The 14,679-nt window shown below is 47.2% G+C and carries 14 protein-coding genes; 4 read left to right on the top strand and 10 right to left on the bottom strand.

Going from position 1 to position 14,679, the window contains the following annotated elements; all coding sequences use genetic code 11:
* Positions 1-35: 35 nt before the first annotated feature.
* Positions 36-212: a FeoB-associated Cys-rich membrane protein gene (locus tag NST83_RS20990; RefSeq protein ID WP_342415548.1), complete on the top strand. Its 177-nt coding sequence runs from the start codon at positions 36-38 to the stop codon at positions 210-212.
* A gap of 116 nt (positions 213-328) precedes the next feature.
* On the opposite strand, the gene NST83_RS20995 is transcribed toward NST83_RS20990, so the two are convergent.
* The 3 genes from NST83_RS20995 to xylA all read right to left on the bottom strand — a co-directional run bounded on the left by NST83_RS20995 (position 329) and on the right by xylA (position 4,543).
* On the bottom strand, positions 329-1,453 hold the full coding sequence (locus NST83_RS20995) for a transglutaminase domain-containing protein (RefSeq protein ID WP_342415549.1): 1,125 nt from the start codon (positions 1,451-1,453) through the stop codon (positions 329-331).
* A 192-nt stretch (positions 1,454-1,645) separates the two neighbouring features.
* Complete coding sequence (xylB, locus tag NST83_RS21000; RefSeq protein WP_342415550.1) at positions 1,646-3,169, bottom strand: xylulokinase; 1,524 nt, start codon at positions 3,167-3,169, stop codon at positions 1,646-1,648.
* Between the two features lie 57 nt (positions 3,170-3,226).
* Positions 3,227-4,543, bottom strand: a complete 1,317-nt coding sequence (gene xylA, locus NST83_RS21005; protein WP_342415551.1) for a xylose isomerase — start codon at positions 4,541-4,543, stop codon at positions 3,227-3,229.
* A gap of 134 nt (positions 4,544-4,677) precedes the next feature.
* Here xylA and NST83_RS21010 point away from each other — a divergent pair, with 134 nt between their 5' ends.
* Positions 4,678-5,850 carry an ROK family transcriptional regulator gene (locus NST83_RS21010; protein WP_342415552.1) on the top strand — a complete coding sequence of 391 codons (1,173 nt, stop codon included), beginning with the start codon at positions 4,678-4,680 and terminating at the stop codon, positions 5,848-5,850.
* Positions 5,851-5,897: 47 nt separating this feature from the next.
* Here NST83_RS21010 and NST83_RS21015 read toward each other — a convergent pair whose 3' ends face one another.
* The 5 genes from NST83_RS21015 to trxB all read right to left on the bottom strand — a co-directional run bounded on the left by NST83_RS21015 (position 5,898) and on the right by trxB (position 11,792).
* Positions 5,898-7,355 carry a 6-phospho-beta-glucosidase gene (locus tag NST83_RS21015; protein ID WP_342415553.1) on the bottom strand — a complete coding sequence of 486 codons (1,458 nt, stop codon included), beginning with the start codon at positions 7,353-7,355 and terminating at the stop codon, positions 5,898-5,900.
* A gap of 16 nt (positions 7,356-7,371) precedes the next feature.
* Positions 7,372-8,208, bottom strand: a complete 837-nt coding sequence (locus NST83_RS21020; RefSeq protein WP_342415554.1) for a PRD domain-containing protein — start codon at positions 8,206-8,208, stop codon at positions 7,372-7,374.
* 50 nt (positions 8,209-8,258) lie between these two features.
* Positions 8,259-10,142 (bottom strand): beta-glucoside-specific PTS transporter subunit IIABC, encoded by a 1,884-nt coding sequence (locus NST83_RS21025; RefSeq protein ID WP_342415555.1) that lies wholly within the window; start codon positions 10,140-10,142, stop codon positions 8,259-8,261.
* A gap of 417 nt (positions 10,143-10,559) precedes the next feature.
* On the bottom strand, positions 10,560-10,790 hold the full coding sequence (locus NST83_RS21030; protein WP_044644494.1) for a glutaredoxin family protein: 231 nt from the start codon (positions 10,788-10,790) through the stop codon (positions 10,560-10,562).
* Between the two features lie 60 nt (positions 10,791-10,850).
* Positions 10,851-11,792, bottom strand: coding sequence for a thioredoxin-disulfide reductase (gene trxB, locus NST83_RS21035; RefSeq protein ID WP_137060294.1), 942 nt, complete (start codon positions 11,790-11,792; stop codon positions 10,851-10,853).
* Positions 11,793-12,073: 281 nt separating this feature from the next.
* Between trxB and NST83_RS21040 the strand changes: the two genes are divergently transcribed.
* Positions 12,074-12,805 carry a ZIP family metal transporter gene (locus NST83_RS21040; protein ID WP_137060295.1) on the top strand — a complete coding sequence of 244 codons (732 nt, stop codon included), beginning with the start codon at positions 12,074-12,076 and terminating at the stop codon, positions 12,803-12,805.
* A 77-nt stretch (positions 12,806-12,882) separates the two neighbouring features.
* Here the strand turns inward: NST83_RS21040 and NST83_RS21045 are convergent, their stop codons facing one another.
* On the bottom strand, positions 12,883-13,341 hold the full coding sequence (locus tag NST83_RS21045; RefSeq protein WP_137060296.1) for an MscL family protein: 459 nt from the start codon (positions 13,339-13,341) through the stop codon (positions 12,883-12,885).
* A gap of 10 nt (positions 13,342-13,351) precedes the next feature.
* Positions 13,352-13,906 (bottom strand): NAD(P)H-dependent oxidoreductase, encoded by a 555-nt coding sequence (locus NST83_RS21050; RefSeq protein WP_342415556.1) that lies wholly within the window; start codon positions 13,904-13,906, stop codon positions 13,352-13,354.
* A gap of 134 nt (positions 13,907-14,040) precedes the next feature.
* Between NST83_RS21050 and NST83_RS21055 the strand changes: the two genes are divergently transcribed.
* Positions 14,041-14,676, top strand: coding sequence for an HlyD family efflux transporter periplasmic adaptor subunit (locus NST83_RS21055; RefSeq protein ID WP_342415557.1), 636 nt, complete (start codon positions 14,041-14,043; stop codon positions 14,674-14,676).
* Positions 14,677-14,679: the final 3 nt, after the last annotated feature.

Here is a 14,679-nt window from a genome sequence, read left to right on the forward strand (position 1 = left end):
TAGAGACTTATGAAAATAGAAGGAAGGTGGATTCCGTGATCAATATCATCATTTTACTGGTGATTCTCGGTTATAGCGCGTGGGTGTTGGTACGCTTTTTGCGAAAAAGCCGTCAAGGTGCCTGTGCGGGGTGCTCATCAAGTAAGTCATGTCCGGGCTGTACCGGAAGTTCTATGAATGAGGATCATACGAAAATCAAAAAAAATATCTAATCCCAACCCACATCAAATATAAAAGCTGCTTCGGATCATCCTGCAACCGAAGCAGCTTTTTTATATTTTATATCAGATAAAAGTAATATAATTCTTCGTTCTTGATATGCCCCTTCTTATCGTGTCCAAGTTATACTTACACGCAAGTTCCGTGTGCTTGGCACTACGGTATATTGATAATTCAGATTTCTGATACCTAGCTGATACAGTGGAGTCAAATCCTGTACTAATTTTCTTTCCGTCCCCTGATAGAGAAAGGATATCGTGGATTGCTCATTGAAGATAGCCTGTCGGGTCAATTCCAAAATCTCACGCGCAGATTTAGGGGCGCTATCACCAGACGATGCATATTTCAGGTCATCATACAGTTTTTGATACGCATCCGTCCTGCTACCACCCTCCGCGATCAGTCCTGCCAAGGTCTGCTGGTACGATGTGTTAGCGGCTGGATATTTGTGAACCCATATATGATCCTGACTCAATTCATCATCCGTCACCAAGTAGTAAGACGTATTTACCACATTAGCGCGATCTGGCACAGGATCATCCCAAGTCGTATCCAGATGGTACCACTGACCATCAAGTAAAACCAGATTCCATGTATGGTCCTGTCCACCTGCAACCCCTTGCACTATACGGTTCTCAATTCCTGCGCGCTCCAGCATTCTGTATGTGAGCAGCGAATAACCCTGACAAACCGTACTGCCGGTGGTCAACCCTTCGTAAGCTGTGTACTTTTGCTGTGGAACATCATATTTTAAATTTAAAACAAGCCAGTCATGAATAGCCTTCACCTTCTCATGATCAGTCATGTCATTCGTAATAATGTTACTGAGAACGTCCTGAACCGTATTGTCCACATAATCCGACTGCGCTTTGGACTCCCGGAAGTTCATACGTAGGGTCACATCAACGCCTGTAGATGTACCCGTATAATTGAATGTGTAGGTTTTGAGTATAAAATTTACATATGGGTCACTTTCCATCGCCCGATTGATCGTATTTTGTAATTGCTCTTGGAAGTCTCTCATGTCACCGGTGTATGTAAAAGTAAGTAATTCATTACGCGCAAGCATAGCTTGCAAGATTGTGCCCTCCAACTGCTGTACTGACGACGCTTGTTCGGCCTTGACCGAAGCTGCGGATACACTTTCCCAAATCATAGTCTGTGGCAGTGCGGTAGCCAGAGCGGCTCCAACAACCAGACATTTCACTACCTTAACCCCTATTTTCCTGTTCATATAAAATGTCCTTTCTATTCTATTTAAAGTTATAAACAGGTATATATTACCACGAATGACCATTTGATAAAAAACACTATTTTCCAATTTTAAAAGAAAGATACGTTTAAAATGAAAAAGCGGCTTGGGGTCTATCCTGCACCCGAAGCCGCTTTTTCATTTCATATGAAGTTTGTGAGAGGTTTGCAGTATTCAGCGATATTCCGCCAAACGTTCATTTAGCTCCCTCGTGTGCAGGTAAACTTCTCGATACAGCTCATACAGACCTTCATATCGAGCCACACGTTCCGGGTCTGGCGAGTATCTGGCTGCTTCACGGAGAAAAGCTTCCGCGCATGCTTGCAGGGATTCAAACCAGCCGCTACCGTAAGCAGCCAGCATCGCCGCACCCAAGGCAGGCCCTTGCTCGCTTTCCAGCTTGATGATATCCGCGTTAAAAATGTCTGCCTGCATTTGCAGCCACGCCTCATTACGCGCACCGCCGCCGATGGATATGACCTCGTTCACCGCTTTGCCCGTTCCTCGGAGAATATCAATGGATTCCTTGAGCGAAAATGTAATTCCCTCCAGCACCGCCCTTGTAAAATGCGCGAGCTTATGCCCCGCATCCATCCCGATAAAGCTGCCTCGAATGGTGGCATCCGGATGAGGGGTACGTTCACCGACAATATAAGGCGTAAACAACAGCCCTCGGCTACCCGGCTCAATCGAATTGACATCCTCCAATAGCGCATCAAAAGAATGCTCCGGCGCAAAGGTATCCTTAAACCACGTCAGGCTGTACCCGGCTGCGAGTGTAACTCCCATGATATAATAAGCATCCTGCTCACTATGATTAAAAAAATGCGCCCGACCCTGCACATCAATATCCTTACGTTCCTCATAGGAAAGCACAACACCTGAGGTGCCGATGCTGCACAAGGTGCGACCTTCGCTCAAAATGCCTGCGCCAATCGCACCACATGCGTTGTCTGCGCCCCCCGCATATACCTTCGTTGCAGGCGAAAGTCCGCTCTGCTCCGCGATCTCCGGCAGCAGCGTACCTGTCTGGTCAAAGGATTCCACCAGCGGCGGGAGCAGAGACGACGGCAGTTCAAAAGCAGCAGCGATCTCCTGACTCCACTGCTTTTGAGCAACATCCAGCAGCAGCGTGCCCGCAGCATCCGAATACTCCATCGCCAGCTTTCCTGTCAGACGGAGCCTTACATAATCCTTCGGCAGCATAAAATGGGCTGCACGAGCCAGCACGCCCGGCTCATGCTCCTGCACCCACAGCAGCTTAGGCAGTGTGAAGCCCTCCAGCGCGCGATTGCGTGCGACGCTCAGCAGCACTGGTCCGAGCTTTTCTTCAATGCGACGACATTGTTCCGTTGTGCGCGTGTCATTCCACAGAATAGCCGGACGAAGCACCTGGCCGTCCTTGTCAGTCAGCACAAGCCCGTGCATCTGTCCCGAAAAGCTAATGCCGTCCACGGCATCTGCATCGCTGATTCCGGCCTTCTCAACTAGCTGCTTCAGTGCTGTTAGCGTACCACGAACCCAGTCCTCAGGATGCTGCTCGCTGTACCCTGCCTTGGGCTGATGGAGTGGATAAGACTGGGAGGTTTCATAAGCTACCTGGCCCTTGCGATTGACCAGCACTGTTTTGACTGCGCTGGTACCCAAGTCCACGCCGATGACATAGCGCTCCTGCCCCTGTTTCTGCATTTCCTGCATCGAAGTTCCTCCTTTCCTGTTACCCTGTAGACGCTGTCTCATGTATAGGTTCTGGCATTAATCCGCCAAAATGTATTGATTTAATGTGGCTTTCAGATACTCCTGACGACCGGATACGTTTTTACGTGGTGCTTCGTTCGCCAGTGCATATTCAGCCAAAGAAGCAAGCGTTGCTTTACCGGATACGATGTCTGCTCCAATACCTTCTTTAAAGCTGCTATAGCGCTTCTCAATAAAGTCCTCGAACACGCGATCCTCGATCAGTTTGGCGGCTACTTTCAGGCCTTTCGCATACGTATCCATACCTGCGATGTGCGCAAGGAACAAGTCTTCTGGCTCAAACGATGCTCTACGCACCTTGGCATCAAAATTGATACCGCCACGGCCCAAGCCCTCATTTTGCAGCACTTCATACATGGTCAGGGTTGCATCATACAGATCAACCGGGAATTCGTCCGTATCCCAGCCCAGCAGCAAATCTCCCTGATTGGCATCCAATGATCCCAACATACCGTTAATCCGTGCTACACGCACTTCATGATCAAAGGTATGACCCGCCAAAGTCGCATGGTTAGCCTCCAGATTGAGCTTGAAATGCGAATCCAGATCATATTTTTGCAGGAAAGCAATCGTCGTTGCCGCATCAAAATCATACTGGTGCTTGGTTGGCTCCTTCGGCTTCGGCTCGATCAGGAACTGGGCATCAAAGCCAATTTCCCGCGCATAGTCTACGGCCAGATGGAACATCCGTCCCAAATTGTCCTGCTCCAGCTTCAAATCTGTATTCAGCAGCGTTTCGTAGCCTTCACGACCTCCCCAGAACACATAGTTGTCCGCGCCCAGACGTTTGCCCACTTCCAGGCCTTTCTTTATCTGGGCCGCTGCGTGTGCGTATACATCTGCATTGCAAGTCGTCGCAGCCCCATGCAAGTAACGTGGATGGCTGAACATATTCGCCGTGTTCCACAGCAGCTTTTTACCCGTTGCCTTCATATGCTCCTCAATCAAATCCACGATGGTATCCAGATTGCTATAAAATTCCTTCAGCGACGCGCCTTCTGGTGCAATATCCACATCATGGAAAGCAAAATATGGCAGGTTCAGCTTATCCAGCAGCTCAAAAGCAGCTTCCACACGGGCCTTCGCCAAATCCAGCCCGGTGAATTTGGACCATGGGCGTTCCGCTGTCTCTACCCCAAATGGATCGGAGCCGCCTGCAACGAGTGTATGCCAATAAGCCATGCTAAAACGCAAATGCTCCTCCATCGTTTTTCCCGCTACAATTTCCTGAGGATTATAAAATTTGAACGCAAAAGGATTGTCGGATTGCTTGCCCTCAAAATTAATTTTAGATACCTGCTCGAAATAAACCATTATAAGTTCCTCCTTTATAGTAAACGTTTACAAAAATGATTCTAGCACAGCCAAAAGACTTTGTCTATTGCTTAAACTAAGTTTGTTTTTATGATATACTATTGGGAATTACACCAACAGGAAGTGAAAAGATCATGAATGTCACTGGCGATCAGGCGCTTGTCAAAAAGCTGAATAAATCCATTGTGCTGGAGCGTATTCGCCTCCATGCCCCCCTGTCCCGGGCGCAATTATCCAGTCAAACCGGGTTAAATAAGGCTACCGTCTCCAACCTGGTGGCGGAGCTGATCACCGACGGGCTTGTATATGAAACAGGATTAGGTGAATCGAGCGGCGGGCGCAAGCCTTTAATGCTGCTGTTTAACAGCCGTGCGGGCTTTGTTCTCGGCATCGAGGTCAGCGTGCAGTATATCAAGGGCGCTCTGACCGATTTGGCAGGAACCATTGAAACTGAGCTTACCTTCCCCCTTGCGCAGCATGATCCTGCTTTTGTTATGGAGCAGATTCAAAAACTGGTTCAGGAACTGATGCAGACAGCCCCTCAATCCCCTCACGGTATCGTCGGTATTGGGCTAGGGGTGCCGGGTATGGTGGATGAATCGGGAACTGTTTTGTTCGCACCCAATCTGGGCTGGGAAGAGGTTCCGCTGCGGCAACAGCTTGAGGCAGAGCTTGGACTTCCCGTAGTGGTGGATAACGAAGCCAATGTCGGTGCGCAAGGCGAGCTGTACTATGGTATGGATAGCGATCACCGGCAGCTGGTGCGGGATCTGGTCTACATTAGTGCAGGGTCCGGGATCGGAGCAGGGATTATCATTGACGGCAAGCCGTATCAAGGAGCCTGGGGGTACGCCGGAGAGACAGGTCATATGTCCATTGACTGGAACGGGCGGCTCTGCTCCTGCGGTAGCCGGGGCTGCTGGGAGCTGTATGCCTCGGAGAAGGCGTATGCGGCATCCACTTTCAAGCTGCCCGCACACAGTACAGCCGAATTACTGTCGTTTGCCCTGCAAGGTGATACGAATACGTTAAGCGTCTATCGTGATATCGGGCGATATTTGGGCGTGGGCATTACCAACATTGTGAACAGCCTCAACCCTGGAATGCTTATCATCGGCGGTCCACTGGCGGAAGCCAGACCATGGCTGGAACAGAGTATGCGTGAGGTGATTGATGAACGTGCCTTGCCCTATCACCGACGGGAGCTGCAAATCCGTTTTTCCACGCTTGGCAGCCGTTCGACCATGCTAGGCGCTGCCTATGCAGCGACAGCCCCTTTTCTCGGGCGTGTACGGGTATCTTTGTAAAAAAAGGCGTACAGGAACATTAAAGTTCCTATACGCCCATTTTTTTCTTACAAACCGTTATTGGAGATCACATCTTTATACCAGTAGAAGCTTTTTTTTCGTTTTCTTTCAAGCGTTCCGTTACCGTCGTTGTCTTTATCCACATATATAAATCCGTATCTTTTTTCCATTTCAGATGAGGAATAGCTGACCAAATCAATAGCCCCCCAACTGGTGTAACCCATCAGTTCAACCCCGTCCAGAATGGCTTCATGCATTTGTTCAAAATGAGCACGGAAGTAATCAATACGGTAATCATCCTGAATACTACCGTCTTCCTCCACCTTGTCGTACGCTCCCAAACCATTCTCTACAATGAACAATGGTACTTCATAGCGGCTGTACAGCTCGTTAAGAGAAAGTCGCAAGCCGACCGGGTCAACCTGCCAGCCCCAATCACTCGTTTCAAGATAAGGATTTTTAACGCCGCCAATCGTATTCCCACTGACTTTTTCCATGCCTTCACTATCTGCACTGGCAACGAGCGACATATAGTAACTAAAGGAAATGAAATCCACCGGATGCGTTTTTAAAATTTCATCGTCTCTCTCAAGCTTTTCAATCACGATCCCCTTTTCATGGAAGAAGCGTTTCATATAATGCGGGTACGCACCACGAACCTGTACATCTGTGAAAAAATAGTTAAACTGATTCGCTTTAAACGCTGCAAGCATATCCTGCGGATTACAGGTGTGCGGGTACGTCGTCAGCCGGGTTAACATACAGCCGATTTTCGAGCCGGGAACAATTTCGTGACAGTATTTCACAGCCAAAGCACTAGCCACAAATTGATGATGCAACCCCTGATAAACCGCCTGCTCTACATTTTCAAAGCGTTCCGGTATAATCCCACCGCTCGTAAACGGATGCCGAACGATACTATCTATTTCATTAAAAGTGATCCAGTGCTTTACTTTATTTTTGTATCTTGTAAACACGGTTTTACAAAAATGAATAAAGAAATCTACAACCTTCCGTTGGGTCCAGCCCCCGTAATGATTGACAAGATACATCGGCATTTCGTAGTGAGACAGGGTGACAAGCGGCTCGATTCCATTTTTATGCATTTCATCAAACAGCCGATCATAAAATTGCAATCCAGCCTCGCTGGGCTTGTCCTCATCCCCGTTTGGAAAAATGCGCGTCCATGCAATAGATACCCGCAACGTTTTAAAGCCCATTTCACCAAACAATGCTAAATCTTCAGGATAGCGGTGATAGAAATCAATTCCCTGGCGTTTGGGATAATCATGATCTGATGTGTCCTGCATCGCCTTTTGGATATGTTCCTCGGTCATTGAATTGTGTTTTTTGTAATCACTTTTGCTAACATTCCTTTTGTAAATAGCCATATCTGCTGTAGATATCCCTTTACCATCGACATTCCAGGCTCCTTCTACCTGGTTCGCGGCTACAGCTCCTCCCCATAGAAAGCCTTCTGGAAATGTTCTTTTGATCTCTGTCACATCTAACTCCTCCTCTTTAATTTCTGCTCATGACTCGTTTTAAGTGAATAATCAGGTACATTAGTTCTTCGTCAGGAATAGAAAGCTCAAATTTGGCTCCAATATACTGTTGAATCGTTAACGCGCACTTCTCTTCTTCTGGATACTTGTTCACAATCTGGCTCATTAATTCCTGGTCTTGAGAATCCAACATTTTATGTTCAAGTAATCTCTGAACAAAAAATTGAAGGTGCGTTAAAAACCGTGAATAGTTGATGCTGTGGGTATCCAGTTCGATTTGGTAATGGATTTTAATGATGTTCAAAATGTCTTTGACCGTATTGGTCATCAATAAAACTTGGTTCATATTGTTATCGGTCTGTTGAGCGTTGACCAGATGAAAGGCGATATTCGCCGCTTCCTCTTCAGGCAGCTTGAGACCGATTCGCTTTTCAATCAAGGTGAGCGCATACAGACCAATGCCAAACTCTTCCGGGTAAAACTTTTTGACCTCCCAAAGCATCCGGTTCTGAATCGTCATGTGGTCTTTAAACCGTTTGGTTGCCATAAACAGATGGTCTGTCAGGGAAATATATAGATGTTCATTCAAGTGACTGGATAGAACGCTTTTGGCATAAGATATGATTTCATCTGCCATAATCAAATACTCCTTGGGAGTTTCCTTCATTAAGGCTGTCAAATCGGAAGACATACTTTCATTTTCAAGAACATATATCTTTTCGATCTCGTTCTCATCGACGAAGTCACCAGGTTTGCTTTTAAAGCCGATACCTTTCCCCATCACGATAATCTCTTTGTGATCCTCACGTTTGGCAAGCACAATACTCGTATTGAGAACTTTTATTACTTTCATATCCAACGACCTCTCACTTTCCAGGCTTGATTCCCCCAACAAACACACTGTTAAAGTACAGTAATCAGAGGCTTCTCTGGCCCTGTCTTTCCTGAATTTTCATGACTCATGATCTCCAGATAGTCCGGCGTATTGGTCACAATAATTGGAGTTATCGTATCAAATCCCGCCTTTTGTATGGCTTCAAGCTCGAATTCAATCAGAAGCTGTCCATGCTTAATGACGTCACCTTCTTGCACATGCACCGTAAAATGCTGGCCCTTCAGCTTAACGGTATCCAAACCAATATGAATGAGCAGTTCTACGCCTTCAACAGATTTTAAGCCTATGGAATGCTTGGTGCGGAACACAGTTTCCACGGTGCCGTCAAAAGGTGCGACCACTTTTCCGCTACTTGGTTGAATAGCAATCCCTTTGCCCATGGCTTCCTGAGAGAACGCTTCATCCTTTACCTGCTGCAAGGGAACAACGCTGCCCTCCATAGGTGCAAAAATAACGATTTTGGACTTGATGCTCTTACCTTGTGCTTGAGCAGGCTCGGGACGAGATTCTGTTTTGACCGGTTCGGTAACCGTATCCTTAAATCCGATCACGTATACTGCTATAAACGTCACAACGATCGAAATGGCCATCGTAATGAGCGCATACACCAGATTGGAGTGATCTTCACTGATAAACATTGGCAGTGATGCAAAACCAGGACCCACGGCGGCATAAGCTTTTAGATTCACAAGTCCGGCAAACAATCCGGCAACACCAGCTCCAATCATGCAAGCGAACAGTGTTTTTTTCAGGCGTAAATGCACGCCGTACAAGGCAGGCTCTGTAATTCCGAATACCCCTGAAATACCTGCGGACAAAGCGATTTGTTTGAACTTGGGATCTTTTGTTTTCAGCGAGACGGCAAACGCACCAGCGCCTTGTGCCATATTGGAAGCCAACATGGCAATCAGTACCAATGTTTCATATCCTGGTGAAGCCAGCGCAGCAAATATGATAGGATAAAATACTTTGTGCATGCCGAACATGACGATTAGCGGCATCACGATAGACATCAACACTACCGTAAGCCAGCCAATTCTTTCCTGAATCCAGAATACACCGTTTGACATCCCCAAGCCCAGATACGTCCCCAGCGGCCCTAAAGCAATGAGAGCGACAGGCGCGACAATCAGAATAACGATTAATGGTTTTAAAAATATTTTCACAGGTCCAGGAGAGATTTTATCAGCAAATTTCTCAATATAGGACATGAACCATATGGTCAAAATAATGGGAATAACAGAGGTGGCATACTGTACCGACGCTACGGGAAGGCCCGCAAATGTGACTGCCTTCTCACCACCTAACAAACTGATTAAGTTTGGATGAAGCAGCACGCCCCCAAGCAGTACGGATACGAAGGGATTGGTCTTGAATTTCTGTGCGCTGGAGAAAGCCAGCAGCATAGGCAGAAAATAAAATGCCGCATCCGCGATTACACTTAAAACCATGTACGTTTGGCTTTCCTTGCTCATGATTCCGGTTACTGTACACAGCAAGAGCAATGCTTTTAGCATCCCTGAAGCGGCAATGGCCGGGATAATAGGCTGGAAAATACCTGCGATCATGCTAGCAAAGGTATTAAACAATCCCTTAAGGCTTCGGTCTGCCTTCACTTTTTCGGCTTCATCCGAGGACGATTTATCCGGGTCCAGCAATTTGACCAGCTCATTGTAGACATAGCCTACATCATTCCCTATGATGACCTGATATTGTCCACCGCTATTCACGGCCCCCATAACCCCGTCCAAGGCTTTAATTTCATCTGTTTGTGCCAATTCCGGTTTACGGAGCGTCATTCTCAATCGAGTAGAGCAATGAATGACACTGTTAATATTATCGTTCCCACCCACTTTATTAAAAATGGCTTGTGCGATATCTTTGTAATTCATGAGTTACACCTTCCTTCTTAAAATAGAGAACAAAAAAAGACCTAAAAAGGGTAGGGAAAAATATCCTACCCAATCTAGGTCTTGCCTGCCGAACAGTAACACGCCTGTATTGGATAATCTGCTATTTAATTAAGAGGTACTGATTGATTGTTACTTCTACAATGATGAACTGTTACATAAAGCAACCCGGGTTTTAAGCGCTTACAATTCAAATATAACACCAACCAGCAATAGATGCAACGTTTTTCGACAAAATTCTCCTAATGGTAGGGCCACAGGGCAAAGGGTGACGACTGCTCTGTAACTTAACAATTGTTGTCGTTCAAAATTAGCAATAAGGCCCCCATCGCAGTCTGTACCTGCGACGAGGGCCTTATTGAAATCATATGACGATTTGTGAATCCGCTGTGAAGCTGATTAAGCGTTCAATACTTTTTCAAACTTGGTTTTGTTCATGCCGGAAATACGTTCTTCTCCGATCAGGGTCAATGGAACGGCACGAATGCCCATGTCCCAAACTTCTTGAGCGAAAGCATCATTGGTTTCGATGTTGCGCTCTTCGTACTCTACGCCCTTCTCAGTCAAATAGCTTTTCACTTGACGGCAATGCGGGCAGTGTGTAGATGTGTATACAATTGCTTTTTCCATGAATATCACCTCATCAATTATTTTTGTAGAAATTATATTTATTCATACTTAAACGAAATATTACAGTGCCAGTGCGCTGTGCTCCAGACTTTCGATGTATTTCTCGCTGTCCATAGCAGCCATGCAGCCGCTGCCTGCTGCTGTAATCGCTTGTCTATAGCGTGTGTCCTGGACGTCGCCACAAGCGAATACGCCAGGTACGTTTGTTTCGGAAGTACCGGGATTTACGACGATATAACCGTTCGCATCGGTTGTGATTTGGCCCTTGAGGAAGCCAGTATTTGGATGATGACCGATCGCCACGAATACGCCGCTAACTGTAATGATTTCCTCTTTTCCTGTTTCATTATTCAATACTTTCAAGCCAGTTACCCCGTTCTCGTCAGCAATCACTTCTACAGGAGTACGATTCAGTGCCCATTCGATTTTAGTGTTTGCACGAGCACGATCCTGCATAATTTTGGAGGCGCGCATTTCTTCACGACGATGCACCAGCGTTACTTTGGAGGCAAAACGTGTCAGGAAGTTTGCTTCCTCCAACGCCGAGTCTCCACCACCAATAACAACAATTTCTTTACCACGGAAAAAGAATCCGTCACATGTTGCGCAAGTGCTCACGCCACGTCCAATGTTATCCTGCTCACCCGGAATACCCAGGTATTTAGCAGTCGCACCTGTGGAAATGATCAACGTATCTGTAACCAATTCGCCCAAGCCCTCCACATCCAATGTGAACGGACGAGCGGCTGTGTCGACCTTGTTCACCCAGCCTGTGCGGAATTCAGCACCGAAACGCTCTGCTTGCTTACGCATATTATCCATCAGATCGGGTCCCATGATTCCTTCGGGAAAGCCAGGGAAGTTTTCAACATCTGTTGTTGTAGTCAATTGTCCGCCCGGTTGTGGTCCTTCAATCACCAGTGGACTCATATTTGCGCGTGCCAGATAAATAGCAGCTGTTAAACCGGCAGGGCCGGTACCTATAATAATGGACTTGTACATATCTTTGTTCCTCCTAAAATATGATAAGAATGATATAGCGAGTTTTCGGTACCGGGAGATGGGCTAATGCATATACTCTAAAAGTAGTTCTGCCAGACGCTCATTCAAAAATGTGGACACCCGGATCTTGCAAAAACGGTTCACATATTTAATATCTTTTTATGACTTAGACTGATTCTAAATCCTAATTCCATTATGCGGAAAGAGCTGCAAACAGTCAAATGAAGTTTTCATGAAGCGAACCTTAAAAATTAATCAGGTATGGAGGGATTATCCCGATTATGAGTGACATGTTTGTAGGCAGCCTTATTTCTGCCCTGTCCACCGGGCTCGGTGCCGTGCCCATACTGTTTATGCGTAAAATTACGCATCGTCTTCGTGATGTACTGTTGGCTTATGCTGCGGGGATCATGACTTCTGCATCTGTGTACAACCTCATTCCCGAGGCCATCCATCATTCCAACTGGTTCGTGTTGTCTGCGGGAATTTTACTCGGCTGTCTTGTGCTGCTGGTGATGGAAATGTATATTCCACATGCCGATCTGGAGAACCCGGATTCCAAAACCTTTCATCTGGAATCCAAATCTTTTCTCATTATCGCGGCTATTACACTACATAATTTGCCTGAGGGACTTTCCGTTGGAGTCAGCTATGCGAGCGAAACTCAAAATCTTGGTAATCTCATTGCCTTTTCCATCGGTCTGCAAAATGCCCCGGAAGGCTTTATCGTCGCTCTATTCCTCGTGAATCAAAACATTGGTCGCTTCAAGGCATTGGGCATTGCCACCCTCACCGGGGCCGTTGAAATTATTACAAGTCTGATTGGATTTTATTTGAGTAGTTGGGTTCATGGACTGGTTCCTTACGGTCTTGCCTTTGCCGCAGGAGCGATGATGTTTATCGTCTACAAGGAGCTGATTCCCGAAAGCCACGGGGACGGTAACCAACGTATCGCAACCTTCTCTTTTATTCTTGGTCTGATTACGATGATTGGTCTAACCGAATGGCTATAGCCGTGTATCACTAAAAGGCTGCCCTCTGCCTGTAGTCCAGACAGAAGAGCTGCCTTTAGGCATGTCTCGTTCGCGCTTCATTTTTTTCGGTTCATAGAGCGCAGCGCTTCACGATATTGCTCATCCTCGCTTTTGTGCGTCTCACGTTCTTCATGGTTATTTCTATGCGGTTCTTCCTTTTCTTCGCCCTTTCCGGCAAATCCGCGTAAAGCCGCCCGATAGTCCTGATCCCCGTAGGAATCTTTGGTGTGTACGCCAGCTCTCATCGGTCTGGTATTGGGATCTACGTCAGGCTCCTCATGATGAATCTCCGCCTCTGCAGCCTTATGGCGCGTCTCTCGCGTAGAATCAGGCTCCGGCAACTCCCTCGCCTTGGGCTCCACTTCCACCGGATAAGGACGTTTACTTCTTTGCCGTGAACCCTCATCGGACGGGCTGACCGCTTTTTTGGGAGAGGGTTTACGCGCCATTTTCGTGTTGAATACCAGCAAAAAGATAAAAGCAACCGCAGCTACTACGATAAAAGCAATGGTCATAAGCGGCCTCCTATTCTCTGCCAGCGCTACGGTACCGTCCCGCCGTCTCAGCGACCCGTTGGCCCAAAGACCGACCAAGTGCAAGATCATCACCCGTTGGGAAATTGGGCGGACCGTTCGGGTCTGTCTCCACCGGACACGTCACCCCTACACCGTAATAGGAGCCGTAAAGTGCATTTTCCGTAATATTGGCGGGCAGCCCAACGATAATCATGCCTTGATGCAGCATCGGAGTAATCAAATTCAGCAGTGTGGATTCCAAGCCGCCATGAACAGTAGCGGTTGTACAGAATACCGCGCCGATTTTATCTATTAGTTTGCCCTGCGCCCACAGATATCCGAGCTTATCAATCCAGCTTTTCAAGCCACTGCTGATCGTCCCAAAATGACCCGGACATCCCCAAATGATCGCGTCCGCGTTCACCAGTTCACTCACATCGGCTTCATCGACATGCTTCAGCAACACTTCCGTGTGCTCATGGTGTGCGCCTTCTGCAATGGAACGAGCAAGACGCTCTGTATGGCCATTTTCACTGTCATATACAATCATGATTCTGGTCGTCATTATGCGCATCATCCTTTGTCAGCAAAATCATCCTTTTCACATGCGCTCTTATCCTTCCCCAAAATCCCTCTGAATATTTTGTGAAACTTTTGGCGCATACTTTGAAAATCCAAGAACTAGGGAGGCATGTACACATGAATTCACGCGCCATATTGGTCAACCTGCTGGTTATCATCATTATTCTGGCAGGGGGGGGAGCCGCCGCCTATTACTACAATCAATCCGCTAACTACATAAAAACCGACAATGCCCAAGTGAGCGGACAAGCGGTCACCGTTGCCTCTCCAAGCGCGGGCAAGCTTACAGGCTGGAGCGCTGAAGTCGGTAAAACCTACACGGCTGGAAGCACACTTGGCAGTGTAGAGGGGGGCGGAAGCCGGGTTAGCATTACTATTCCAACCGATGGCACCATTGTGCAGCAATCTGCGGTCAACAACTCGATTGTTGGGGCGGGTACGCCTTTGGCCAAAGCTTTTGATCTGAACAATTTATGGATTACCGCCAATATAGACGAAACGGCAGTGCAGGACCTTCAGGTGGGGCAGACGGTAGATGTATATATTGATGCATACCCCGACACGTCCCTAAGCGGCAAAATCGAAAAGATCGGTTTGGCGACGGCCGCCACCTTTTCGCTGCTCCCTACCTCCAACACCACTGCCAACTACACCAAGGTGACGCAGGTCGTGCCTGTTAACATTTCCATTCAAGGCTACAAAGGACTGGGCATTATCCCGGGCATGAGTGCAAGCATCAGAGTACACAAGTAGGAG

The organism is Paenibacillus sp. FSL R10-2782 (assembly GCF_038592985.1).
Classification (GTDB): domain Bacteria; phylum Bacillota; class Bacilli; order Paenibacillales; family Paenibacillaceae; genus Paenibacillus; species Paenibacillus terrae_C.

What these genes read in the sequence shown, in the direction of transcription:
- NST83_RS21055 (WP_342415557.1), top strand. Translation starts at nt 14,041, where the DNA reads ATGAATTCACGCGCCATATTGGTCAACCTGCTGGTTATCATCATTATT.
- NST83_RS21030 (WP_044644494.1), bottom strand. Translation starts at nt 10,790, where the DNA reads ATGGAAAAAGCAATTGTATACACATCTACACACTGCCCGCATTGCCGT.
- NST83_RS21050 (WP_342415556.1), bottom strand. Translation starts at nt 13,906, where the DNA reads ATGACGACCAGAATCATGATTGTATATGACAGTGAAAATGGCCATACA.
- NST83_RS21010 (WP_342415552.1), top strand. Translation starts at nt 4,678, where the DNA reads ATGAATGTCACTGGCGATCAGGCGCTTGTCAAAAAGCTGAATAAATCC.
- xylA (WP_342415551.1), bottom strand. Translation starts at nt 4,543, where the DNA reads ATGGTTTATTTCGAGCAGGTATCTAAAATTAATTTTGAGGGCAAGCAA.
- NST83_RS20995 (WP_342415549.1), bottom strand. Translation starts at nt 1,453, where the DNA reads ATGAACAGGAAAATAGGGGTTAAGGTAGTGAAATGTCTGGTTGTTGGA.
- NST83_RS21040 (WP_137060295.1), top strand. Translation starts at nt 12,074, where the DNA reads ATGAGTGACATGTTTGTAGGCAGCCTTATTTCTGCCCTGTCCACCGGG.
- xylB (WP_342415550.1), bottom strand. Translation starts at nt 3,169, where the DNA reads ATGCAGGAAATGCAGAAACAGGGGCAGGAGCGCTATGTCATCGGCGTG.
- NST83_RS21025 (WP_342415555.1), bottom strand. Translation starts at nt 10,142, where the DNA reads ATGAATTACAAAGATATCGCACAAGCCATTTTTAATAAAGTGGGTGGG.
- NST83_RS21045 (WP_137060296.1), bottom strand. Translation starts at nt 13,341, where the DNA reads ATGACCATTGCTTTTATCGTAGTAGCTGCGGTTGCTTTTATCTTTTTG.
- trxB (WP_137060294.1), bottom strand. Translation starts at nt 11,792, where the DNA reads ATGTACAAGTCCATTATTATAGGTACCGGCCCTGCCGGTTTAACAGCT.
- NST83_RS21020 (WP_342415554.1), bottom strand. Translation starts at nt 8,208, where the DNA reads ATGAAAGTAATAAAAGTTCTCAATACGAGTATTGTGCTTGCCAAACGT.